Below are 24147 nucleotides of genomic sequence, written 5' to 3' on the forward strand. Positions count from 1 at the left end.
CGTGGCATACAACCTTTTATTTTAAGACACCGCTATACAAAATGCTGACTTCTACTTCTGGTTTGAATTTTACTTTTGCATAATCTTTATTCCAATTTTTTTTCTTCCATAAGTCAGGATGATAAGCAATGAGATGTCTACCAATTCCGAAAGCATCACAATTTGCTTTTTGTAGTTTGTTTGTTATTCTTTTCGCTTCTTTCGTAAGTTGTTTTGATAGTTCCTTATTTAGTTTTTTTCTGGCTTCCATTTTATAAATATTATCTCTTGGGGCTTCAAGTGCTATTACTTTTAGTTGGAGCTTAATATGAGCATAAACATTTCCTTTTTTATCTGTTGTTATTTTTAAGTCGCGTTTTAACTTTCGATTGCTAATTTCCATTGTTAAATAATCAGATGTTTTCTCTGATTCTTCGTTAGTAAGTTTTTGGGTTATACGGGCGCTTGTTCCCATTTTTCCGGTTAATAATACGAATAAAACAGATTGTTTCAAAGGTAAATGCCCAGTTAATTTATCATTGTTAAATAAAGCTAACCCGTTTGTAATTACTTCTTTTCCTTTTATTTTTATAGAAGGGAGGGTAAAGTCTTTACCGGGATCTAACATTTTTGTAGCAGCTGTTTCTAAAGTTTCTTTTGGAAATACACTCATATCTTCTAAACTTTTTACTTTTTTCTTTAGAAAATCTCCAATTAGTAAATTTCCTACTTTCTTTTTTTCTAGTATCTCGGATGTTTCACCATTTACTGCAATAAGTTTTACTAAAGCAGTTGGGTTTGTTGGGTCCCGAAAGCTGACATCTAAATAGGGTAGTATACCTTTTTTTAGAATTTTGGTTCCTAGTAATTGAACACCATATTTAAAATAGCGAATATTTCCAGTTACATTTTTTTTTAGGGCATCGCTTGTATCCCTTATGTTATGCCCGGTTGCTGAATGTATTTCATTCTCGAATGAAGATTGCTCTCCGCTTGAGCTTTTTACGAGTTCAAGCGTTTGCTGAAGCTTATTCTCTTCCGTAATATCATATCCAATACTATAAGCTAATCTAGCTTCTCTTAATGGTTCTTGATCCCAACAGCCAGAAAGGAGGCAACTAGTACATAATATAAAAAGTAGTCTAACTCTTTTTTTGAACATACTGTTCTCCTTTCTTCTTTCTTATTACTGAATAAAGTAGAAATAAAAGAGGGAGAACAACGATAAAAATATAGGTGAACTTATCAGTGAAAGTTGAAATTACTTTTAATTCTTCAGGTGTATCTATAAATAAAGCTACACTAAAAGCAATAATACCAACGATTGGAACAGCCTTTTTATGATTAGCAAGGTTGAATATATGTCCAATTCCTATAGAAGCGGCACAGTAATAACTAGCAATAGAAGCTACAACAGTTATCATCCAAATTGGTATGAATAATAAATCAGTTCGGTCTATAATCCCGATATGTAAGGAGCGTAATAAGTAAGCAACTGGTTCTGGAATAAGCTCAACTTGTTTTGGACTAAATACGATAAAACAAATCCAAACAGTAAAAGTATAAAAAAGTGTTACAAATCCATTAGCGATAGAAATGGCCTTCAGTTTTGCGACAGAACTCCCGTTTACTTTTGGAAAGGCAATAAGAATAATTTCAAAACCATACATAGCTGTAATTGTTTCTTTCGATGCTTGAATAATATTCCACCATCCAGCCTCTGTAATGGGAAAAATATAAGAAAAATCAGCCCGGGAAAGCCCTAGGGCAATTAAAAGTGCCATAGGTAAAATGAGAATAGAGGCCATGACATAAAATCGTACGATGACTTTAAACGTATTATAAGCTACATAACAACAAGCTATTGTAAATAGCATGAGAATGGCAGACCAAGGAGTGGCCTGTAAAATCCAAACTTTAATGACGTTACAAGCGCTTAACATAACCGTCATACCGATAAGAGTGAAATAAAAAACATAAGCAAAACCTAATAGTTTGCCAAATCTATTACCAAATAGCATACAAACACTTTCATACATATCTGCATCAGGAAATCGTTTTAAGAAAAGCCACATAAGTAAAATAATAAGCTGAATTGCAAGTCCAGCGATGAGCGCAGAAATCCATCCACCACCTTTTGCTATTGGGTGAAGACGGTTTGGGAGAGAAAGTATACCCACTCCGATTTGGCATTGGATAACGAAAAAGGTAAATTGAACTAGCGAAATTTTACTTTGCGTGTTTGTCACCGTCCTCATCCTCTCTCGTTACATGTTGGCGCTGCATTTTTTTCGGTTTTGGATCATGAGGTCTTTCCCAAAATGACCAAATTGGTAGTCTTACGAAAGAATCTTTCATATCTTTAATCCGCATCGGGGCAACAGGAGAAAGATATGGTGTATGAAAAGAATGAAGCTGACATAAGTGAACGAAAGTTATAATTAGACCGAATGATATCCCTACATATCCGAATATGGCAGCAAGAATCATTAATGGAAAACGAAGAATTCGAACTGCTGAACTCATATCGTTTGATGGGACTAGAAAAGATGAGATTGCAGTTAAAGCTACAACGATAATCATTGTGTAAGAAACGAGTCCAGCTTTTACAATCGCATCCCCAATTACTAAACCACCTACAATACCGATCGTTTGTCCAACACGGCTCGGCAGGCGAATACCAGCTTCCCGTAATAACTCGAAAATTAACTCCATTAAGAGCGCTTCAAAAATAGGAGGAAGCGGTACTTTCTCTAATGAAGCTTTAATGGTATACACAAGTTCGAGCGGCAACACATCAGGATGAAAAGCGACAGTTGCAATATATAAAGCTGGTAAGAGAAAGGCAATTAAAAAACTTACTAAGCGAATCATTCGGACGAAAGAACCGACAATCCAGCGGTTATTATAGTCATCTGGTGATTGATAGAAAGCGAATAATGTAACAGGTACGATGAGCGCTGTTGGATCTCCGTCAGATAAAATAGCAACTCGTCCTTCCATTAAATTTGCTGCGACTCTATCTGGACGTTCTGTATTTAATTGCTGCGGGAAGGGTGAGAAAGACGTATCCTCTATAAATTCTTGTATGTATCCTGGAGGCATAAGTGCGTCCGTTTTAATCGTTTCTAACCTTCTTTTTACTTCTGTAACGAGATCGTCATTCGCTATATTTTGCATATAAGCAATTGCCACTTTCGTGTGCATTTCTTCACCAAGTGTGAAATATTTAACGACGACATTTGGACTTTTTATGAGTTTACGAATAGAAGCTAAATTGGTTGCTAAATCTTCTACAAAACCAGTATGCGCTCCACGTACAATACCTTCATTATCAGGTTCTGTTATATCTCTCTTTAAAGATAAAGCCGTTTCGAAAATACAAAAACTGTCGACATGTTCATGAAAATATAAGGATTTTCCTTGTAATAAAAGCTGTACCCCATAATTCAAATTCGTTTCTTTTTTCATATTTAACGTGGAAAAAGCTTTCTCTAAAGATAAATCAGACCGCGTTAATAATGGCTCAAGAGCTAATTGATGAATTAAATTTGGATCTGATAAAGATTCGATATATAAGATCGTTCCTTTTCCGTTTTGAAAAGGGAGATCTAATTTTTTTATATCATCAGAATGGAAAAGTTTATTTTCAATGTAATTAATGTTCTCCGGAAGTGATGGAAACATATGCTTTTTGTTATTATCTTGTTGTGAACTTTTTTGTTCGGTCATAATTTCCACCTCTTTTAAAGTGTAATTGTTTCTGTTAATTTTTGTCGTTTGTGAGAAATTTATGCTTGAATTATTTTTTTAAAAAAGGGAGTTGAAAGTTACGTTACGTCACCTTTTATACTATAGAAAATAGGATATAGGGGATGAGATAGATGACTTTAAGGAATATGTGGGGGATGGAAAGAAATCTTATATTTATTTGTGTTTGTATTCATTATTGTTCCAGTAACAGTTGAATCTCTTTTTTATGAGTATGCTTTAAAAATAATAGGTAACTCATTATATGCTGGAGTATTAATGGGACTTATAATGGCAGTGATATTTACTACTGTAGTTTATCTTTTTTGTATAAAAAGATATAAACTCTCGTGGAAAGATATCGGAATTCGGAAGCTTTCATGGAAAGATTTCTTATGGACAGTTGGAGCGGTTATTCTCTTAATTGGGGTTAGTATTGCTGTATTAGTGATAATGGAGAAAATGGGTATTTCTTTTGCAAACAGTAAGACGGAGACAGTTAAAAATGATAAATCAATCTATTCGTTCTGTATCGCGGTAATTGGAGCAGCGGTTATATCACCAATCTATGAAGAGATTTTATATCGAGGTGTTTTTTATACATTTTTTCGTGATAGATATGGTATATGGGGCGGTATGTTTATAAGTTCCATAATATTTACCGTTGTCCATATTCCTACATATAACACATTGCCGGTTAATTTTTTGAGTGGGGTAGTATTTGCATGGTTATATGAGAAAACAAATTCTATTTTATCAGCTATGATTGCCCACGCACTATTCAATTTCATAGCAGTACTTCTCACATTTGTGTCGAATTAAGAAGATATATAGGAGGGATATAGATGGAAATAGCTGTAGAACGAGTTTTTACAAGAGAGATTTTAGCAGGGGCAGCAAAGGTATTTCATGTAACTGTGGAAGAAAAACCACTTGGAGACTTTGAAAATTATATTTTTAAGGCGAAGGGTGATAGTAGTGCAGAGTACGTATTACGTTTAACCCACTCTTCTCACCGTTCCAAAAAAGAGGTAGAGGCTGAACTAGATTTTTTACGATATGTTGCGGAGAAAGGAGCAAAGGTAGCAGGACCTCTTTATTCACCTTCTCAAAATCTTGTAGAAGAAATCGGGGCAGAGGATGGAACTTTCTTTTTCGCTTCCTTATTTACATATGCAAAAGGTGAGCAAGTAAAAGGAGAAGAATCGCCTTATTGGGGAGATGTTTATTTTGAAGCATGGGGAAAAGCGATTGGACAACTGCACCGCCTAACAATGAACTATCCTAAAACAGACTATCGTGATACGTGGGAAGAAGACGAAAGTGGGATTGTGAATGAATTAGAAGATGATCAAGTGCAAAAGATTGCAGCGGTATTAATGGATGAAATAAAGGCTCTGCCAATTGAAAGGGAAACGTTCGGTCTTATGCACGGTGATATCCATCCCGGTAATTTTCATTATGATGGAAAAGAGCTAACAATCTTTGATTTTGATGATGCGGCTTATAATTACTTTATACATGATTTAGCGATGGTTCTCTATTACTCTGTTTTATTTACACCGTGGACAGTGGAAGAGAAGACTGATTTTGCTCGTAAACAGCTACAAGTGTTAAGAAAAGGGTACGAATATGAACATCAGCTGGCGGATAGTTGGTATGAATCGTTACCGCTATTTTTACGCTTACGCGATATAGGTTTATATGGCACGCTGCAAAAGAAGTTTAAGGGGAAAGATATGCCAGATAACTTCCGGGAATTATGTGGAGAATTATATGAAAGAATTATAAGCAAAGAAGCGATTGTGAATATATAATACATTTTGTTCAAAACAAAGTATATAAAATAAATATATACTTTGTTTTTTTATACAAAAATATGTTTGTTTTATTAAAATAATATTGTTATAGATTCGGTATACACTTATAATTTTATATATATTCAGAATATTCTTTATAAAGAAGGAGGGGGAATATTGGAAGCTATCGTAAATTGGATAAATAATATTGTTTGGAGTCCAGCACTTGTTTATTTATGTTTAGGAGTAGGGTTATATTTTTCCATTCGAACGAGGTTTTTACAAGTAAGGCATGTAGGGGAAATGGTGAAGCTGACATTTCAAGGAGAAAAATCAGAGGCTGGTGTTTCTTCATTCCAAGCGTTAGCACTTTCGTTATCAGGACGCGTTGGGACAGGGAATATAGCTGGGGTAGCAACAGCGGTTGCATTCGGTGGACCAGGAGCTGTATTTTGGATGTGGGCAGTAGCCTTTTTAGGAGCAGGATCAGCTTATGTAGAATCAACACTCGCGCAAATATATAAGACGAAACATCAAGGACAGTTTCGTGGTGGACCTGCTTATTACATTGAAAAAGGTTTAGGTGTGAAATGGTATGCATTAGTATTCGTTGCAGCGACAATTATTGCAACGGGGCTCTTATTGCCAGGTGTGCAAGCAAATAGTATTGCCGTAAGTTTAGAAACCGCTTTTGGAATTAACACTACCGTATCAGGGGCTTTATTAGTAGTTGTATTAGCTATTATCATCTTCGGTGGCGTAAAGCGAATCGTTAACGTTGCACAGGTTGTCGTACCGTTTATGGCAGTTGGTTATATTTTAGTAGCTTGCGTTATTGTTGCTATGAATATTGAAAAATTGCCAGAAGCATTTATGTTAATTATAAGAAGTGCTTTTGCATTAGAAGCGGCTTTCGGTGGTATTATCGGTTTAGCAATTTCTTGGGGAGTAAAACGTGGTATTTATTCCAACGAAGCAGGACAAGGGACTGGACCACATGCAGCAGCTGCTGCGGAAGTATCACATCCAGCTAAACAAGGTTTAGTGCAAGCATTTTCCGTTTACATTGATACATTATTTGTTTGTTCAGCAACAGCATTTATGATGATTATTACAGGCATGTATAACGTATTTGATGCAAGCGGAAAAAACTTTATCGTAAATAAATTAAATGGTGCTCAGCCAGGACCAGGATATACACAGGCAGCGGTAGAATCTGTTTTTCCTGGATTTGGAAACGGTTTCGTTGCCATCTCACTGCTATTCTTTGCATTTACAACAATTATGGCGTATTACTACATTGCAGAAACGAATATCGCGTACTTAAATCGTGATAAAGACCGCCCTTGGATGTCTATGGTACTAAAGTTTGTATTTTTAGGAGCTGTATTCTACGGCTGTATCAAAACAGCAGCAACGGCTTGGGCTTTAGGTGACATCGGTGTAGGAATTATGGCATGGGTAAATATCATTGCGATTTTACTATTACAAAAACCTGCATTAGTCGCATTAAAAGATTATGAAAAGCAGAAAAAAGAAGGAAAAGATCCAGTATTCGATCCAGGGCCATTAGGCATTAAAAATGCTGATTTCTGGGAGCATGAATACGGGAAAGATAAGAAAGAAGAAGTATCTTAATCGAATAGAAATGAAGGAGCAAAGGGAAAATCCCTTTGCTTTTTTTATGGCCAAAATGAGGCAGGCAGTTATTTTTTTGCCTATTTTTGAATATAAAAAGAATGTACATGCTTTGTTAGGGGAAGGGGGGGAGTATGTTGATAGAGTTTCGTAATGTAAATAAATATTATGGTACCTTTCAAGTTTTAAAAGATATTAATGTACAAGTGAAAAAAGGTGAAGTGGTAGTAGTTGTTGGGCCGTCCGGATCAGGAAAAAGTACGTTGCTACGGTGTATAAATCAGTTAGAGACAATTACAGATGGAGCGTTGATTGTACAAGGTACGGAGGTACACAATGCAAAAACAGATATGAATGAATTACGCCGAAATATTGGAATGGTCTTTCAACATTTTTATTTATATCCACATAAAACGGTTCTTCAAAATATTACACTAGCACCGATTAAAGTAAATAAAGTTTCAAAAGAAGAAGCTGAGAAAACAGCGATGTTTTATTTAGAGAAGGTAGGAATCCCGGAGAAGGCTAGTGTATACCCACATCAACTATCTGGAGGACAACAGCAAAGGGTAGCAATTGCTAGGGGGCTCGCAATGCAGCCGGAAATTATGCTATTTGATGAGCCTACGTCTGCCCTTGATCCAGAGATGATCGGAGAAGTACTTGATGTTATGAAAACGCTAGCTAATGAAGGGATGACGATGGTCGTTGTTACGCATGAAATGGGATTTGCGCGAGAAGTAGCAGATCGGATCTTATTTATGGATGATGGCAAGATCATTGAGGATACAACACCGGCGCAATTTTTTGCAAGTCCTGAACAAGAAAGGGCGCGTCTGTTTTTAAGAAGAGTGTTAAATCATTAAAGGAGGAATTTCATGCTTAAAATGAAAAAGTTGTTTACGTTGATCGTATTTTCATGTTTATTCGTACTTGTCGTTGCTGGCTGCGGAAGTAAAAAAGATGAGGCGAAAGAAACGAATACGAAGCAAGGCGGGGCTGTGGAGCAAATTAAAAAGCGCGGGAAGTTAGTAGTTGGAGTAAAGAATGATACGAACTTATTTGGCTTGAAAAACCCTTCAACAGGGCAAGTAGAAGGATTTGATGTCGATATCGCAAAGGCGCTTGCGAAAAAAATCCTTGGAGATGAAAAGAAACTAGAATTAAAAGAAGTAACGTCTAAAACGCGTATTCCACTACTGAAAAACGGTGATATTGATGCAATTATCGCAACAATGACAATTACGGAAGAACGTAAAAAGGAAGTAGATTTTTCAGATGTATATTTTAAAGCAGGGCAATCGTTACTTGTAAAAAAAGGAAGCGATATTAAAAGTATTGATGATGTGAAAAAGGGTGTGAAAGTGTTAGCTGTAAAAGGTTCAACGTCTACAAATAATATTCGTCAAAAGTCACCGGAAGCGACCGTATTAGAATTTGAAAATTATAGTGAGGCATTTACGGCGTTAAAAGCAGGAAAAGGGGATGTTTTAACGACAGATAACGCAATTCTTTACGGCATGGCGAAACAAGATTCAAATTATGAAGTTGTAGGGAAAATTTTCACGGATGAGCCGTACGGAATTGCAGTACAAAAAGGTGCAGACGATTTAACGAAAGAGATTAATAGTTTACTAAAAGATATGAATGCAAACGGAGAATACGATAAATTGTATGAAAAATGGATTGGGCAAAAACAAGAGAAGTAAAGTGAGAGTTTCATGAATGGAGCTTTATTCTCATCGATAAATAGGAAGAGGATGAGGGATACTCATCCTCTTCTTGTAAAGAAAGAGGGGAGAATATGTGCCTGATTTTTCTATATTAACGAATAACATTGATATGTATGTAGAAGGCTTTAAATATACAGTGATGTCTAGTGTAATTGCATTAATAGGAAGCTTTATTTTGGGAGTAATTTTGGCTGTAATGCGTATTGCACCTATTCGTATTTTAAATTGGATAGGATCAGCTTTTGTGGAGTTTGTAAGAAATATTCCACTCGTATTAATTGCATTTATATTTTATTTCGCTTTACCTGTAATAGGAATCACTTTAAATGGTTTTGTAGCAGGGACAGTTACGCTTACAGTATATACGGCAGCGTTTATTGCGGAAGTTATTCGCGCTGGTATTCTATCAGTCGCGAAAGGTCAGATGGAAGCAGCACGTTCCTCAGGATTGACTTATACGCAAGCAATGTACCATGTTGTTTTACCTCAAGCGATGAAAATCGTAATTCCTCCTTTAGGAAATCAATTTCTCAATTTAGTAAAAAACTCTTCCATACTCGGAATTATCGCTGGTACGGATTTGATGTATCAAGGAGATTTAATTTCAACGAAGACGTTTGTTACGTTCGACGTCTATATATTTGTAGGGATGTTTTATTTAATATTAACAATTCCGCTCAGTATGCTAGTGCGTTATTTAGAAAAACGCTTAGCAAAGGAGGCGGTGTAAATGGATTTTAAGGGAGCAATAACAGGTGATCATATTCTGTTTTTATTAAAAGGATTACTTATAACGTTAGAGGTAGCTCTCGTAGCAATTGTACTTAGCTTTATTATTGGTAGTGTAATAGGGATATTGCGCTATATGAAAATTCCTGTAGTCTCACAAGTATTAGGAATTATCGTTGAAGTGATTCGAAACTTACCACTACTTTTAATTATATTTTTCACGTATTTTGCACTTCCAGAAGTAGGATTGAAATTAGAAATTATAACAGCTGTAATTGTTGCTTTAACAGTATTTGAAGCAGCAATGATATCTGAAATTGTTCGAAGTGGTCTATTATCGATTGAAAAAGGGCAAATTGAGGCCGCAAGATCTTCAGGATTAACGTATGTTCAAGCGCTTTGGCATATTATTTTGCCACAAGCATTAAGGAGAATGGTCCCGCCACTTGTCAGTCAGTTTATTTCATTGCTGAAAGATACATCATTAGCAGTTGGTATATCACTGCCAGAGCTTATGCATAATGCTCAAATTATTAGCGGACAGAATGTAAATTATATGATTCCAACGTTTATAGTAGTAGCTTGTATGTACTTTATCGTAAATTATAGTTTATCAATTTTATCGAGAAGATTAGAACTCCGTTAACCTTTACAATATATGTAAAGGTTTTTCCTTGTTTAACCTTATTTTCCTCTAATTAGAATCTAATTCTCGCGATAATTCGATTTTTATATTATTTTATCAGAAAAGTTTTAATTTTATATAGAAATTGTAACCGCTTTCGTGTATATTTTTATTATCAGAAAATTTTAACAAGATATAGGGGTATCGGTAGGGGGAGGATTTAGATGCAGCAACCAACAAATGAGAAATTACATCGTACGATGAAGAGTAGACATTTATTTATGATCGCATTAGGTGGTGTAATCGGAACTGGTTTTTTCTTAGGTTCAGGTTACACCATTAATCAGGCTGGACCAGGGGGAGCCATCCTTTCATATTTAGTAGGCGGATTTATTATGTATTTAACAATGCTTTGTCTTGGAGAGTTAACGGTAGCAATGCCAGTTTCAGGCTCTTTCCAAAAGTATGCGACGAAGTTTATTGGACCAGGAACGGGCTTTATGATCGGCTGGTTATATTGGCTTGGCTGGGCAGTAACAGTAGGACTAGAATTAACGTCAATCGGTTTAATGATGAAAAGATGGTTTCCGAATGTTGATGTTTGGGTATGGTGTCTTGTATTCGGCGTTATTCTATATGCTTCAAACGCTATCTCAGCGAAGAGTTATGCTGAATTAGAGTTTTGGTTCTCTAGTATTAAAGTAGTTACAATTCTTGCATTTGTTGTTCTCGGTGGTAGTGCATTATTAGGGTTTATATCATATGACGGAAAAGAAGCAGCACCTCTTTTCTCTAACTTTGTAAGCGATGGTGGATTATTCCCGAATGGACTAGCTGCTGTATTACTTACAATGATTACAGTTAACTTCTCGTTCCAAGGAACAGAATTAATCGGGATTGCAGCGGGAGAAAGTGAAAATCCAGAAAAAACAATTCCACGTGCGATTCGTAATACAGTATGGCGTATTATGTTATTCTTCATTTTAACAATGACAATTTTAGTCGGATTAATTTCTTGGAAAGAAGCTGGCGTAATTGAAAGTCCATTTGTAGTTGTATTTGATAAAATTGGTATTCCGTACGCAGCTGATATTATGAACTTTGTTATTATTACAGCGTTACTATCTGTAGCGAATTCAGGATTATATGCGGCAACTCGTATATTATGGTCACTTGCAAATGAAGGAATGGCACCAACTTCTTTCAAGAAAGTAAATAAACGAGGTATTCCAATTACAGCATTAGTTGTAACGATTGCGGTAGCTGGCCTTTCTTTATTCACAAGTTTCCTTGCAGAAGATACAGTATACATGTACTTATTATCTATAGCTGGTTTATCAGCTGTATCAAGTTGGATTATTATTGCTCTATCGCAACTTCGCTTTAGAAGTCAATATATAAAAGGCGGAGGAAAGTTAGAGGACTTAAAATATAAAACACCGTTATATCCGATTGTTCCTATTTTAGCTTTAATTACAAATAGTATCGTTGTTATTAGTTTAGCGTTTATTCCGGAACAAAGAATGGCGTTATATTGTGGTATTCCATTTATCATTTTCTGCTATATATATTATTATATGAGTAAGAAACGGAAGAAACCGATGAAAGTGGAGATGGAAAATACAAATGAAACTAACAATCAAACACGATGATATAGAAGCAGGTTTATCGTATGGTCCATTAGCAATTGGAAAAGAAAATGGGTATTCACCGTTACAATTACTCATTTCTTCTATCGCAGGATGCAGTGCAATTGTCTTTCGAACAATTTTAGAAAAGAAACGTATTACATACGATACGTTTACAATTGAGACTGAAATTGGTAGAAGTGAAGCTTTATCAAAACCAGTTGAAAGTGTTCATTTGCACTATAAAATTAAAGCACAAAACATTACAGAAGAGCAGTTGGACAAGGCACTGCAACTGGCAGTGAAAAATTGTACGATTGTTCAATCTGTAAAAGATAGTATCAAGGTTACGGAAACAATTGAACTAATAAAATGAAACATAAAAACGTGAGAATACGGCTCTCACGTTTTTATGTTTTTAACAGAGGGTGAAGTATTATGGACTGTTTAGGCTGTAAATTAGCAAACGAAGAGGAAAAAATATATAAAGTATATGAAGATGAGTATGTAACATGCCTTTTAGATCATGAACCTTTCTATCCAGGACATACTTTAATTGTGCCAAAGCAGCATGTTGTAGAAGTGGACGAATTAGATGATGTTGTAGCAAAAGCAATTATGGATGCTTCTAAGCTTATTGCAAAAGTGATTAAGCTATTATATAAACCAGATGGAGTTACAGTTTGTCAAAATGGTGGAATCTTTAATGAGTTAACGCATTACCATATGCATGTCGTACCGAGATATAAAGAGCGCTCGTTTGCCGAGTTTTATACGGTACAACTAGGAGAAAAGAAGAATTATAACTTGGAAGAGACAAAGTATTTGTTACATACAAGAAGTGATAGAGCGAATACTGCATACCGAAAAGGCGTAAGAGGGATTTCTAGGGGCACAGTCACATGGCCATCAACTTAAGAAAACAGGTTACCCCCAAAATGATAAATAAGCTTTTTTCACAAGAAAGCCTATTTATCATTTGGTTCTGTGGGTTAATAAAACTTTAGCTTGATGGCATGTGGTGCTACCCCACATCCATCAACTTAAACTATATGTTTATACAAAAACTGATCTTTCCATGTAGTTTTCTATTATCTTTTATAGATATCATAAAAACCCTGACGGGTTTCAATTTTTTTACTATAACTATGCTACCTGATGGATTGAAGTGGTATACTCATAAACAACGCCCAAAATATCAAAGACCGTTTTTTTCTCATATCTGTGGGATTTTCGTCCGTTTCGCTGTAGGAGGTTAAACAGATGAAGAAGAATCTTTGATAATTCTTGGGTGTTCTTATGTAATGCTTGATAAAAAAGTAAGAAATAATCTTTAATCATGTATATCGCTTTATATTCACTTAGCTCTTTCTGTTTCTTACGTAACAGAAGTTCTCTCATTTTAAACATAGTAGAAGAACATAATAGGATACTAATGAGTTGTCCATAAAGGTGACATTCTAGTCGCTCTTGTTTAATAGATTTACAACGATGAATTTGAAACCAAGATTTCCATATTTTAAATAACAGCTCAATTTGCCAACGCAATGAATATAAATCATAGATTTTCTCTTTTGGCACCCATTCCGTAGGAATGTTTGTCATATATACCGTAATTCCTTGTAAGAGTTTCGTACGCTCTGTATATGTAATCCCTTTTTTCTTTTCGCGAATAGCTCGATCACGTAAGCGTTTCTGTTTTTGCTCCTCCGTACACCTATAAACCACAATGCGAGTAGGCAACTTGCCTTTACTCCCTACATATACATCATGTAACTCATACATTTGACCAGGTTGTAATTGTTTCATGATATCTTCTAAATGAATTTGTATATATACGGGTCTCAATTGAGCAGGTTTTGTTTTAAATACCACTGTTTCGAATTCTTTCCTATATATTTTAGTTGGTAATTTAAGACGTGATAAATAATATCCTTGCTTATCTTGGATAGACTTAAAGTCCTGTAAACGAAAGTATCCTAAGTCACGAATATATAGTTCATTCTTTTGTATCATGCCTGTTCGAGTTGCACCATATGCCTGATCACTTCGTTTTCCTGGTTCAATTTTCACATCAGAAAATTCTCCGCTCAACAAGTCATACTCTAATTGAATTTTTATACCAGCTTTATGACTACATCCTCCGGCACCAGGATAAGTAGATGCGAATCGATCTGGAACTTGAAAGGTTGTAGAATCAAGGATGCGAATGCGCTCAAAGTAAGCAGAAAGAGAATGAGAAATCTTAGATAACCCTCCAATCTTAGCTTGTAGAAGTGTAGTAAATACAGTTCGAAAGAAGGCTACCGAAGCTGAGTTAAAGCGTCGATTAAGTCCCTCTGGACTTAACAAAACCCCTGTTGAGGTTTCTAATTGACTACAAAGTTGAGTAAGAGAGGTAGTAGCGATTTGTTGATTTAACCATACACACAAAGATAGAAAATGGTGCCCATGGCACTTACGTTTTCGTTTCATTCCGCCAGCTTCTATAGCTAATCGATTAAGTGTAGCGGGAGACATATATCTATACAACTCTTCGGCAAATAAAGACAATTCTTGTTTTTGATGCATATTCATAAAAAGCACGTCACCCTTTCTCATTAATATAAGAAAATAGTAACGCACTTTCAATTTCAAGAATAGTCAAAATCCTTAAGTTGATGGATGTGTGGTGCTACCCTATAATCTAATTTAGACTGATATTTTTATAGTTTTTCTCTCAATAATTTCACCATTTTCGATTGTAAACAATTCATCACATAATGCTTGTAATTCTTCTTGGTCATGACTAGCAATAATAATTGTTTTCCCCTTATCTTTTAAATGAAGCAATAAACTTCTAACTAGTTCTACAGCACTTTTATCTAAGGCATTTGTAGGTTCGTCTAATATTATTAAATCAGGATCTTCCATTAAGGCTTGTGCGATACCCAACCTTTGCTTCATTCCCAATGAATATTTTTTTACTTTTCTTTTATCATTTGGATCTAATCCTACATTTTTAAGAGCTTCATTTATTTTTTGATCATTTATCTTATTTTGAATTGAAGCTAGAATTTTCAAATTTTTAAATCCCGTGTAAGATGGTAAAAAACCTGGGTATTCAATTAATAGTCCCATATCTTCTGGAAAGTTATTATGCAATTTTTTTTTATTTATATAAACTTCTCCAGAAGTAGGTTTAATTAAACCACTTATCGCACGTAATAGCATTGTTTTACCTGATCCATTCTTTCCTTGAAATCCATAAATCTTACCTGCAGGTAATTTTAATTCTATATCATTTAATACTCTATGACCTCTAATTGTCTTTGTAACATTTTTTAATTCTACAAAGAAACTCATTCTATATCCCCCTTATTCATGTTCTCTTATAATATCTTTAATGTAAATAATTTTAAACAAAATGAACGAAGAAAAAACAAATAACAAAAAACTAAAAATATAGGATTCATATATGGGTATAACTGTAAACGGTGAATATCTAGTCAACATTGCTTGAGCACCAGGTATGTAAACTGAATCACTAAATATCGGTAGTATGTATAAAACTGAAATAATAATATAGCTATAAATTGGTTTTAATATAAAACTTAGAGTGACATGTGCTAGGCCCATAAATAAAGATGTCGAATATAATAAAAGCATAATACTTAATATTGCATTAAATGGTGAAATATTAAGGTTAGTAAATATACCCCACTCTATTTTAAAACCCGTAATGGATATAAAAATCAAAAAAATTAATATGTAAAATAGAGTAATATTAAAACACATCCAACATATTTTACTAAATAACCATTTAGTTTTTGTTCCTGCTTTAGTAATTACGTAAATTCCAAATGTCATATAATCATCGTATACAAAGTGACCGACTAGAAATATGCAATATATTTGTAATAGCAAGAACATATAAGGTATTTCAATATTGTAATCTGTTCTTATTGCTCCTCTGAAAAAGTTATAGATAAAATCACTACTAGTTATGTTTGGGTTTAATCTAGAATATAATATAGTTATAAGACTAAATATAAAAATAACACTTATCCATTTCCAACGGTTTAAATAAAAACCAGCTTGTATATCATACCTAAGTAACTTCCACAATATCTTATTCCCTCTCTATCTAATTAATAATTATTGGCCATATATGACGATTAATAAGTATCTCTTTTTGTTCTTCCTCACTTATAAATCCAAGAGGTTTAAGTGTAGGAATTATAATATAAGAAGTTTTATATTTTATTTCATCTTTGTTAATAAAACTATATTTCACATAAGTTTTATTTTCATCAGGTAGAACTTTCATGTTTTTTTCATTATCATCTTTGAAACTCATGGTTCGTAATTTATTTCCTATAACTAAATCTTCATTGTCAAAAAAAGGTTTAAGATCTAGTTCTTTCTGACCATTATTCTTAAAAGTAATACTTACTTTTATATACTTATGAACATTTGAAGAAGAAACATGACTAAACATATTATCAATTGGAGTATCTGAAGATTCATTTTTTACAGTAACAGTAGTATTTTCAAAATCAATCGAATCACCTGATTTATGGGTTATCACATTGAGTTTTTTAGGTGTATTTACATTAACTGTCATATAACGAAAAATATATATAGAAGTTAAAATCAGAATAATAATAGATATTGTTATTGTTCTCTTATTCATAGTTACTCTTCACTCCTTATTTTTTTAGTTATAAATGAAACTTTATTAATGATATATGAACCAACAATATAGAAGAAAATACATAGGCATATAAGTGATATAGAAGATAGAATGAATGTTGTTATATTTCCTTTTTCAGTTTCTTGTAAAGTCATTTGCCATATGAAAAATCTTAGAGGATTCACCATAAATAATTCACTCATAAACCATCCAACAATTATCATAACAATAAGTATAGCTTGATTTATAAACAGTTTCATAAACAAGAAAAATAATCCCACAGCTGTGAGACCTATGAAAAGGAGAAATAGTCGAAATAAATTATCTATGTTATTCTCATCAAAGTTTAAATTTAAGAGTAAAGAGTATACCCCTATGGTAATACCATATAAACTAGTAAATATAAATGAAGATAAAACTATTTTTATAGATTGTGATCTCCAAAATTTGTACCTTGTTTTAAAACGAATAATAAAAACATCTTCCTGATAGGTACTAATTAATAATGCTATAAAAAATAAAAAGATTGGAACTAACAATAAGGAAACAATATTTTCATTAGTTGTTAAAAATATAAATGTTGATTCATCAGAATTCCTTATTTGTTCCATAAGATAGATCATAGTAAGAGATATAGCCTGAAATATAATAATTACAGAAATAAGATTAATCATAACCATATTCAGTTCATATAATTTTCTTCTAAACCAATTCACGTTTTGTACCTACCTTTAAGAATAATCCAAAACATATACTCATCAAAATAATCCATAGACTGATAACAAATATAAGAGATGAACCTGAGATTCCAGTTGGTCTCAGGAAACGCTCTGGTGATAGATAATTAAAACCAGTAAATTCCAAAACAATACTAGAAAAAATCCACAATAAAAAGGGAACTAAACAGATAACAAATTTCTTAGACACAAATAAACCTATAATCAAACCAATTACTGCAAACAAACCAGCATATAAAAACATGAGTAAGAAATATACAGATACATAAGTATTTGGATTAGTATATAACAAGTCAATTAGCATAGAGCCACTAGGTATTGGATAAGTTCCATAATAAGAAGGCCAATTAGGATAAAGGCATGTTAGAATAATAAATTGTAAAATAAACGGGTATACAAACAATACACCTCCGGATAAAAAGGTCGCTATAAATTTAGAGAATATATAATTGATTTTTTTGGATCGAGAATAAATAAAATAAACATAGTTAGTACTATAATCTGACCCATATGACCAACTGAATGGTAAAACAGCTATAATAGGGGTTAAAAATAAAAAAATCCTTGAGAACATATCTGTAATAAGTGTATTAAGCCATAAATAAGTGGGGGTATTATATTCAACAGTCATAAATTGAATTTTTGACACAGGTATAATTTGAAAAAAAATATTGTAAAGCCCATATAAGGTGAGTAAAACAAAGATAATTATAAAGTTATAATTAGTAAAAGATCTTTTTAATTCAAATTTTAATATATTATTCATTTTTTCACTCCTAAAAAATAAAAAAGTGATGTTAAAATTACACCACTTTTTTAAATGTTATATTCTTAAAATTTTATGTGAGTGTATTTCATATTATGCATTCCTTTTACTGTTAACACATTTTTTTCGTAAAAATATGCCAACAATAATTTTATAATCTTAGAACAATAAGGAATTATTTAATAAAATTATATAGTGCTATATAGTTCTTATCGGTCAGGTTTCCATGTACCATATACTGTACTAGATGCCCAATTAGATGACATTCTAGCATTGATTCTACAATCTGTAATACCATAAGTTTCATAAACCTGGTTACTAAAATAGTAAGCTTTACCTATATCACTATCATCAAAATTTACTGTCTTAGACATTGCATTTGAGCTATTTCTTGCAGTTACCCATGCATTAAAGTTTTCTCCTCTATTAGTCCAGCTATTAATATTTTGCTGAACAGAAGAAGCAGAGTATTTTTTTGCATAATAAGTAGTATCAGCTCCACCCATAGCATTAAAAACATAGTTATAGTCATAAGCCGCTTGTGTTGTCTGAACACCTACAATTGTGGCTAAAGAGCCTGCAACTAAAGTAGCAGATAAAATCTTTTTGAAATTAAACTTTTTCATATCATTTCCTCCTTTTATTTAAATTAAAGAACATAACATTTCATATTTTACCATAATCAAGAAAAAAAAGGTAGTAAAGTTTTTTTTTTACAAAAAACATCCATAAAATATCCATATAAATCATAATTCCATAAATATATTATTTAGTTTATGCATTATAACTATTTGGTGTTTGATACTCTAAGGGATTTTAAAATTCTACATGCGAACTTTTTCTTTGTTCCGACGAATAAACCACCAAACCAAAATTAGAAGTAGTAAGAAGAGCGGTATTGCTTGAATAAAGAGAAATCCATCCCAAAAATCGAGCATAGTACTACCTTGTGGATCTGTTGACATCCCTCCTATAAAAAAAGACAATGGAATGGCAAGTATATTTATCTCTAAACCGACCATTACGAATGATAGATTTTTATTCTTAATCTTTGGTAATACAGTCATAATAAATAAAAATAATGCTGTACTAATTATAAGAAACAGTACTCCATAATAAAACATAAAATAAATCCCATAATATTCCTATGCGAATTTAATTGTACCATCAATAAGGGCAATTTTGTACAAATTTGGATGAATAAGATATTCATGTAAAGTTAACATAACGTTTCATTATTAATAGCGTAGAAAAAGCAGATTCCTTGTGAGATTAGGGAACATCCTTTTTCTTTTTCTATGACTCTATTCATTTTATATATTCCTATCTTAGCATGGGTTTTAAGATTTTCATTTGTTACTGGATTAGCCGAAAAACTGTATAAAATCCTACATGCTCTTAGTGTGGGTTTTTTCCGAAATGCTGGCAGTACCCCATCACCATCAAGCTAAGGGTATCATGACGGTATATGCGAGTGTATTTTTGAGGAATTTCTACGACTACACTAAAAATGTGCATAACAAATAAACCTACCAAGAGGTGTTTTGAAAAATATTATGCGACTTTGAAACTCTTTAACAACGTACACTCATACATAACGCCGAGGATATCAAAGACTGTTTTCTTTTCGTAACGATGAGATTTCCGTCCGTTTTTCTCTAAAAGGTTGAACAGACGTAGGAAAATCTTTGATAATTCTTGGGTGCCCCTTTGTAATCCTTGGTAAAACAATAGATAATAATTCTTTATCATATAAATGGATTTGTATTCACTTAACTCTTTCTTTTTCTTATCCAAGAGTAACTGACGCATTTTAAACATAGTAGATGTACAGAGTAAAATGCTAATAAGTTGCCCATATAAATGGCATTCTAAGCGTTCCTTCTTAATTTCTTTGCACTTGTGAATTTGAAAGAAAGATTTCCATGTTTTGAACAAAATTTCAATTTGCCAGCGTAATGAATATAAATCATGGATATGTTTCGTTGGAACATTTTCTGCAGAAAGATTTGTAATATACACGTTGATTCCACTCAACCGTTTACTTCGTTCTTTGTAGGTAATACCTTTCTTTTTTTCTTTTTTGGCTTGTTCTTTCAATCTTTTCTCTGTTTGTTCCTTTGTTAATCGATGAATAATAACACGCGCTGGTAATTTTTGATACTGTCCAATGTATGCTTCTGAAATTTCTAGTGTTTGACCAGGGGGCAATTGATTCATGAGTTCTTCCATATCTAATTGAATATAGAGTGTTCCTTTCTTCACGGTCCCGTTTCGAAAATACTCTGGCTCATCATTCTTACGATAGATTCGAGAATTTAATTTCAAACGTGATATATAGTAAGCTCCTTTATCATGGATCTTCTGTAAGTCATGTAAGTCAAAATAGCCTAAATCTCTTATATACAAGTCTTTTGGTTGAATGGTTTTCAGGCTTTTTGAACCAAAGGTTTTATCATTTTCTCTTCCTTCTCCTACATAAACGTACAGGAACTTCCCACTCAATAAGTCATACTCCAATTGAATTTTGACACCGGCCGTATGACTACTTCCACCTGAACCTTGATAATGTGAAGAAAACCTATCTGGAAGCTGAAATGTTGTAGAATCTAGAATTCGAATACGCTTAAATATTGTGGTATATTGATGAATTATTTCTTGTGTTGAATGAATTCTTTGGGTTAGAAGGTTAGCTAGAACTTGTTCAAGAAACTTTACTGCGGAAGCATTAAATCGTTGATTAAGTCCTTCAGGACTGATAAGAACACCTGTAGATACTTCTAGACAGCTACATAATTGCGTGAGTGATGTACTTGCGACTTGTTGGCTAAGCCATACACATAAAGCAACTAACTCCTGTGCTTGATATTTACTCTTTCGCTGAACAAATCCTTTTTCTTTGGCTAGGAGTTCTAGATTATGAGGTGACATATGTCGTTGTAATTCTTCAGCAATCGGTTGAAGTTCGTCAAGAATTGAAAGATTCATAAAGAAACGCCATCCTTTCCTATAATTCTATAGAAATCACTTCATTGTTGCTGTATGGGTAGTGTAAAATCTTAGCTTGATATCAATCTAACGTGACCCAAAATGGCGGACAACCTACATTAGATAAAATACCAAAATATACCTTTAAAATGATATAATAAAATATAGAATACTATACATGAAACTACAGGAGGCTATTAATGGATAAAATTTTTGAACATATGAAAACCAGGTTTATTTTAATGTGGGCTATTATCTCTTTTGCAATAATGATGTTTATTTTGCCTTTATTATTCACAGGAATTCCTAAAGATGTAAAGTTGAATATTGCTCTTATTATTTCAATTTATGCTATTCCTATGTTTTGGATTGGTTTTAAATTTAAAAGATATAATATCTCGTTTAAAACTTACTTGTCAAAACCATCTTCCTTTTCTTTCAAAAAAATTTTTGCATCAGCAATTATGACTATGATTTTCGGGTTAGGTATGTTATTGCTAATCGTAATGGTATTCTCATTAATACCAAAGAGCACTTCGCTAGAGGATACAAACGAAATAATTAAAACACAAAGCATGTGGTTTGTTTTAATGAAAGCTATAACTCTTTCTTTCATTGCTCCTATCTGTGAAGAAATTTTGTTCAGAGGCTTTATTCTTAGTCGTTTTACATATAAATTCGGAATAAAAAAAGCAGTTATATTCTCTTCCATCTGCTTCGGTGTTTTGCATCTAAACAATGTATTTGGAACCACAATATTCGGGATTATTTCTTGTTTGATGTACTTAAAAACTAAAAGTTTATTCCCTTCTATAATAGCTCACATGGTTAATAATATAATTGTAGCTTTAAGAGATATCTTTTCTGCTTTAAAATCTACAACTACAAGCACATCTTCAGCACAACCTGAATTAACTATCATTCTTTTAATGTCTGTTGTGCTAATAACAATTGGATTAATGTGGATTATTCCTTTTATTAGAAGACATTCTGAACTATTAAGATATGATAGTTTACCGCCTTTAAAGTACACCACAACCTAATTAAATTTGTTATGGTGTATAAAAACAGTAATAGAAGTTTTGAGTAGTAAACGTAATCACTTGTAATACAGAAAAGGATAGATAAGGCTAAAATCCCTTTATCTATCCTTTTCTCTCATATATTATGTGAAGGATTTTTTTGTTTTGGGGTTAATTTGTTTTCTTAGGTTGATGGGGATGTGGCAGTACCCCATGCCCGTTAATCTAAGAAAAGCAAATATCCCAGAACGAGAAACTTGACATCTCAAGATGAAAATGTACATTTTTTTTGTTTCAGAGATACCAAAATATTTGCTTGATAGCGATGGGGTACAGTAAGGAAAATGCGGATTTATAATGTTAGGGCAATCTTAATATTAAAAAGCCAAATTTCTCAGTTGAAATAGAGGAATTTGGCTTTTCTTTACTTCTTCATTCGTCAACATTCAAAAAAATAGAAACAACTAGACTAAAAAGCTGCTTATATCTAGCAGCTTTTTTCGTCTTCATACATATGTAAAATTTCTTTCGCACGTATACGTAAACCATCTATTAATTCTTTCGGTTTTAAAACTCTTGCATCTTTTCCAAGTCTATAAAACAGAGGGGTAATAAAGTTAATTTCACCTTTATCAATTGTTGAATGTATATATCCGGTCCCGTCCTCGTTTACTACAACGAACTCTTCAAGGTAAGGAACACTTTTACATTGGCGTACGCCTTCTGTTGTTAATAAAACATGTAATTGGATAGGAATTTTTATGACGTTAGAGTTAGAGTCGAACCATTCTTCTAAATTCATGAACGTATCTTTATTTTCTTCTGTTGATAATATGGAAAGAATACGATCAACGCGATACAGTAATACTTTTTTTCTGCTGAAGTCATAGGATGGTAAGTACCATAGCCCATCGTGAGCGTATACACCGATAGGATGAACATGTTTTGTTTTTATCCCTGATTTAGATTCGTATTGAAAGTGTAAATTTTTATTTTCGATAGCCGCGGTTAACACTTCGTTTAATAGAGGGGTATCAATTGTTCTCTTCGGATTCCAAAAAGCGATATAAGAACGTATTTTATCAACTTTCGCTTGTGCATCATGTTGTAGAGAGCTATACAGTTTATGCGTAACGGAGTTGATTTCTGTGTTAAAAGGCAAGTCCCTGTAGTAGCTTAAAGACTGAAAAGCAAAAAAGATGGATACTGCTTCTTCTTCGGTAAATAAAATAGGGGGAATGACTTTATTCGTTAATACTTTATATCCCCCGTTACGACCTTGTTCTGCATAAATAGGTAATCCCATATCGCTTAAATCTAAAATGTATCTATGGACAGTACGAACGGAAATATTAAATTCATCAGCTATTTCTTGAGCTGTAAATGTTCTTTTTGTAGAAGCGAATATAAGAATATCTAATAAGCGTTTAGCTTTTGACAAATGTATCACCTTTTTCTTTTTAAACATGACATAAATTGTCGTGTTTTATTGATAGTATATTGTTTACATCATAATGTAATCAAGATGAGATGCAAGGAGGAAAAGAGATGTCACGTGAAGTTGTTTTATTTATAGCAGCTAGTTTGGATGGATATATTGCGAAAGAGAATGATGATTTAGAGTGGTTAATGGAAACCGAAGGAGAGGGAGATAACGGTTATACAGAAATGTATGAAACGATTGATACAATAATTATGGGGAAACGAACGTACGATTATGTAGTAGAGCATACGGAAACATTCCCTTACTTAGATAAAGCATGTTATGTTTTTTCTCGTTCAGAAAAAGGCTCAGACGGAAACGTGGAGTTTGTAAATGAAGATGTAGTGGAGTTTACTAAAAGGTTAAAAGCACAAGAAGGATCTAAAATATGGATGGTTGGTGGAGGAAGTTTACTGAGTGAGTTCTTTAAAAATAATCTAATTGATGAATATATCGTTACGATTACACCGCATATATTAGGTTCTGGAGTTCCATTATTTCAAGACAAGAATCCAGAAATTAATTTAACTTTAACCGATACGAAACGTTTTGGGCAATTTGTAAATTTATATTATAAAGTAAAATGATACAAAAA

At 33.2% G+C, this 24147-nt stretch carries 23 protein-coding genes and 1 pseudogene; 12 read left to right on the forward strand and 12 right to left on the reverse strand.

Features of this window, described 5'->3' with window-relative positions:
• Positions 1-16: 16 nt before the first annotated feature.
• The 3 genes from gerKC to gerKA are packed head-to-tail and all read right to left on the reverse strand — an operon-like array spanning position 17 to position 3711.
• Positions 17-1141, reverse strand: coding sequence for a spore germination protein GerKC (gerKC, locus tag ACHZK0_RS03230; RefSeq protein WP_262741850.1), 1125 nt, complete (start codon positions 1139-1141; stop codon positions 17-19).
• Positions 1122-2228, reverse strand: a complete 1107-nt coding sequence (locus ACHZK0_RS03235) for a GerAB/ArcD/ProY family transporter (RefSeq protein ID WP_270341971.1) — start codon at positions 2226-2228, stop codon at positions 1122-1124. The genes gerKC and ACHZK0_RS03235 overlap by 20 nt, the downstream gene beginning before the upstream one ends.
• Positions 2209-3711, reverse strand: a complete 1503-nt coding sequence (gene gerKA, locus ACHZK0_RS03240; protein WP_262741852.1) for a spore germination protein GerKA — start codon at positions 3709-3711, stop codon at positions 2209-2211. Before gerKA ends, ACHZK0_RS03235 begins: the two co-directional genes overlap by 20 nt.
• A gap of 165 nt (positions 3712-3876) precedes the next feature.
• Between gerKA and ACHZK0_RS03245 the strand changes: the two genes are divergently transcribed.
• The 10 genes and pseudogenes from ACHZK0_RS03245 to ACHZK0_RS03290 all read left to right on the forward strand — a co-directional run bounded on the left by ACHZK0_RS03245 (position 3877) and on the right by ACHZK0_RS03290 (position 12758).
• The gene (locus ACHZK0_RS03245; RefSeq protein WP_395761690.1) at positions 3877-4551 is read left to right on the forward strand and encodes a CPBP family intramembrane glutamic endopeptidase; all 675 of its coding nucleotides are present in this window, start codon (positions 3877-3879) and stop codon (positions 4549-4551) included.
• A 23-nt stretch (positions 4552-4574) separates the two neighbouring features.
• Positions 4575-5546: a phosphotransferase enzyme family protein gene (locus ACHZK0_RS03250; protein WP_395761143.1), complete on the forward strand. Its 972-nt coding sequence runs from the start codon at positions 4575-4577 to the stop codon at positions 5544-5546.
• Positions 5547-5705: 159 nt separating this feature from the next.
• Positions 5706-7166: an alanine/glycine:cation symporter family protein gene (locus ACHZK0_RS03255; protein WP_097908131.1), complete on the forward strand. Its 1461-nt coding sequence runs from the start codon at positions 5706-5708 to the stop codon at positions 7164-7166.
• 134 nt (positions 7167-7300) lie between these two features.
• A complete protein-coding gene (locus ACHZK0_RS03260; RefSeq protein ID WP_270341977.1) occupies positions 7301-8032 on the forward strand; it encodes an amino acid ABC transporter ATP-binding protein in 732 nt (243 codons plus the stop codon).
• A gap of 12 nt (positions 8033-8044) precedes the next feature.
• Complete coding sequence (gene glnH / locus ACHZK0_RS03265) at positions 8045-8875, forward strand: glutamine ABC transporter substrate-binding protein GlnH (RefSeq protein ID WP_262741856.1); 831 nt, start codon at positions 8045-8047, stop codon at positions 8873-8875.
• A 97-nt stretch (positions 8876-8972) separates the two neighbouring features.
• On the forward strand, positions 8973-9629 hold the full coding sequence (locus ACHZK0_RS03270; protein ID WP_262741857.1) for an amino acid ABC transporter permease: 657 nt from the start codon (positions 8973-8975) through the stop codon (positions 9627-9629).
• Positions 9630-10274, forward strand: coding sequence for an amino acid ABC transporter permease (locus ACHZK0_RS03275; RefSeq protein ID WP_242255419.1), 645 nt, complete (start codon positions 9630-9632; stop codon positions 10272-10274).
• Positions 10275-10477: 203 nt separating this feature from the next.
• The gene (locus tag ACHZK0_RS03280; RefSeq protein ID WP_132134739.1) at positions 10478-11905 is read left to right on the forward strand and encodes an amino acid permease; all 1428 of its coding nucleotides are present in this window, start codon (positions 10478-10480) and stop codon (positions 11903-11905) included.
• The gene (locus ACHZK0_RS03285) at positions 11880-12257 is read left to right on the forward strand and encodes an OsmC family protein (RefSeq protein WP_262741858.1); all 378 of its coding nucleotides are present in this window, start codon (positions 11880-11882) and stop codon (positions 12255-12257) included. Before ACHZK0_RS03280 ends, ACHZK0_RS03285 begins: the two co-directional genes overlap by 26 nt.
• A gap of 62 nt (positions 12258-12319) precedes the next feature.
• Positions 12320-12758, forward strand: a pseudogene (locus ACHZK0_RS03290) (HIT family protein).
• Between the two features lie 269 nt (positions 12759-13027).
• Here ACHZK0_RS03290 and ACHZK0_RS03295 read toward each other — a convergent pair.
• The 8 genes from ACHZK0_RS03295 to ACHZK0_RS03330 form a co-directional block, all read right to left on the reverse strand.
• On the reverse strand, positions 13028-14458 hold the full coding sequence (locus tag ACHZK0_RS03295) for an IS4 family transposase (RefSeq protein ID WP_395761144.1): 1431 nt from the start codon (positions 14456-14458) through the stop codon (positions 13028-13030).
• Positions 14459-14572: 114 nt separating this feature from the next.
• Positions 14573-15226 carry an ATP-binding cassette domain-containing protein gene (locus ACHZK0_RS03300; RefSeq protein WP_395761145.1) on the reverse strand — a complete coding sequence of 218 codons (654 nt, stop codon included), beginning with the start codon at positions 15224-15226 and terminating at the stop codon, positions 14573-14575.
• A 781-nt stretch (positions 15227-16007) separates the two neighbouring features.
• The gene (locus tag ACHZK0_RS03305; RefSeq protein WP_395761146.1) at positions 16008-16556 is read right to left on the reverse strand and encodes a hypothetical protein; all 549 of its coding nucleotides are present in this window, start codon (positions 16554-16556) and stop codon (positions 16008-16010) included.
• A 2-nt stretch (positions 16557-16558) separates the two neighbouring features.
• Entirely contained in the window at positions 16559-17272 is a 714-nt protein-coding gene (locus ACHZK0_RS03310; protein ID WP_395761147.1) for a hypothetical protein, read from the reverse strand.
• Complete coding sequence (locus tag ACHZK0_RS03315) at positions 17259-18059, reverse strand: hypothetical protein (RefSeq protein ID WP_395761148.1); 801 nt, start codon at positions 18057-18059, stop codon at positions 17259-17261. The genes ACHZK0_RS03310 and ACHZK0_RS03315 overlap by 14 nt, the downstream gene beginning before the upstream one ends.
• A 209-nt stretch (positions 18060-18268) precedes the next feature.
• Positions 18269-18685 carry a hypothetical protein gene (locus ACHZK0_RS03320; RefSeq protein ID WP_395761149.1) on the reverse strand — a complete coding sequence of 139 codons (417 nt, stop codon included), beginning with the start codon at positions 18683-18685 and terminating at the stop codon, positions 18269-18271.
• A 198-nt stretch (positions 18686-18883) separates the two neighbouring features.
• Positions 18884-19183, reverse strand: a complete 300-nt coding sequence (locus ACHZK0_RS03325; protein WP_395761150.1) for a hypothetical protein — start codon at positions 19181-19183, stop codon at positions 18884-18886.
• A 430-nt stretch (positions 19184-19613) separates the two neighbouring features.
• The gene (locus ACHZK0_RS03330) at positions 19614-21047 is read right to left on the reverse strand and encodes an IS4 family transposase (protein ID WP_395760592.1); all 1434 of its coding nucleotides are present in this window, start codon (positions 21045-21047) and stop codon (positions 19614-19616) included.
• 200 nt (positions 21048-21247) lie between these two features.
• Between ACHZK0_RS03330 and ACHZK0_RS03335 the strand changes: the two genes are divergently transcribed.
• Positions 21248-22090 (forward strand): lysostaphin resistance A-like protein, encoded by an 843-nt coding sequence (locus ACHZK0_RS03335; protein ID WP_395760591.1) that lies wholly within the window; start codon positions 21248-21250, stop codon positions 22088-22090.
• A 466-nt stretch (positions 22091-22556) separates the two neighbouring features.
• Here ACHZK0_RS03335 and ACHZK0_RS03340 read toward each other — a convergent pair whose 3' ends face one another.
• Positions 22557-23537 carry a helix-turn-helix transcriptional regulator gene (locus ACHZK0_RS03340; protein WP_395761151.1) on the reverse strand — a complete coding sequence of 327 codons (981 nt, stop codon included), beginning with the start codon at positions 23535-23537 and terminating at the stop codon, positions 22557-22559.
• Positions 23538-23617: 80 nt separating this feature from the next.
• Here ACHZK0_RS03340 and ACHZK0_RS03345 point away from each other — a divergent pair, with 80 nt between their 5' ends.
• Positions 23618-24139, forward strand: a complete 522-nt coding sequence (locus tag ACHZK0_RS03345; RefSeq protein ID WP_000085843.1) for a dihydrofolate reductase family protein — start codon at positions 23618-23620, stop codon at positions 24137-24139.
• Positions 24140-24147: the final 8 nt, after the last annotated feature.

The organism is Bacillus sp. 3G2 (assembly GCF_044324725.1).
Classification (GTDB): domain Bacteria; phylum Bacillota; class Bacilli; order Bacillales; family Bacillaceae_G; genus Bacillus_A; species Bacillus_A mobilis.

Excerpts from the sequence above, each read along its gene's own strand:
- gerKC (WP_262741850.1), bottom strand. The coding sequence starts at position 1,141 with ATGTTCAAAAAAAGAGTTAGACTACTTTTTATATTATGTACTAGTTGC.
- gerKA (WP_262741852.1), bottom strand. The coding sequence starts at position 3,711 with ATGACCGAACAAAAAAGTTCACAACAAGATAATAACAAAAAGCATATG.
- ACHZK0_RS03250 (WP_395761143.1), top strand. The coding sequence starts at position 4,575 with ATGGAAATAGCTGTAGAACGAGTTTTTACAAGAGAGATTTTAGCAGGG.
- ACHZK0_RS03260 (WP_270341977.1), top strand. The coding sequence starts at position 7,301 with ATGTTGATAGAGTTTCGTAATGTAAATAAATATTATGGTACCTTTCAA.
- glnH (WP_262741856.1), top strand. The coding sequence starts at position 8,045 with ATGCTTAAAATGAAAAAGTTGTTTACGTTGATCGTATTTTCATGTTTA.
- ACHZK0_RS03275 (WP_242255419.1), top strand. The coding sequence starts at position 9,630 with ATGGATTTTAAGGGAGCAATAACAGGTGATCATATTCTGTTTTTATTA.
- ACHZK0_RS03280 (WP_132134739.1), top strand. The coding sequence starts at position 10,478 with ATGCAGCAACCAACAAATGAGAAATTACATCGTACGATGAAGAGTAGA.
- ACHZK0_RS03285 (WP_262741858.1), top strand. The coding sequence starts at position 11,880 with ATGAAACTAACAATCAAACACGATGATATAGAAGCAGGTTTATCGTAT.
- ACHZK0_RS03295 (WP_395761144.1), bottom strand. The coding sequence starts at position 14,458 with ATGAATATGCATCAAAAACAAGAATTGTCTTTATTTGCCGAAGAGTTG.
- ACHZK0_RS03300 (WP_395761145.1), bottom strand. The coding sequence starts at position 15,226 with ATGAGTTTCTTTGTAGAATTAAAAAATGTTACAAAGACAATTAGAGGT.
- ACHZK0_RS03305 (WP_395761146.1), bottom strand. The coding sequence starts at position 16,556 with ATGAATAAGAGAACAATAACAATATCTATTATTATTCTGATTTTAACT.
- ACHZK0_RS03315 (WP_395761148.1), bottom strand. The coding sequence starts at position 18,059 with ATGAATAATATATTAAAATTTGAATTAAAAAGATCTTTTACTAATTAT.
- ACHZK0_RS03320 (WP_395761149.1), bottom strand. The coding sequence starts at position 18,685 with ATGAAAAAGTTTAATTTCAAAAAGATTTTATCTGCTACTTTAGTTGCA.
- ACHZK0_RS03325 (WP_395761150.1), bottom strand. The coding sequence starts at position 19,183 with ATGTTTTATTATGGAGTACTGTTTCTTATAATTAGTACAGCATTATTT.
- ACHZK0_RS03330 (WP_395760592.1), bottom strand. The coding sequence starts at position 21,047 with ATGAATCTTTCAATTCTTGACGAACTTCAACCGATTGCTGAAGAATTA.
- ACHZK0_RS03335 (WP_395760591.1), top strand. The coding sequence starts at position 21,248 with ATGGATAAAATTTTTGAACATATGAAAACCAGGTTTATTTTAATGTGG.
- ACHZK0_RS03340 (WP_395761151.1), bottom strand. The coding sequence starts at position 23,537 with ATGTTTAAAAAGAAAAAGGTGATACATTTGTCAAAAGCTAAACGCTTA.
- ACHZK0_RS03345 (WP_000085843.1), top strand. The coding sequence starts at position 23,618 with ATGTCACGTGAAGTTGTTTTATTTATAGCAGCTAGTTTGGATGGATAT.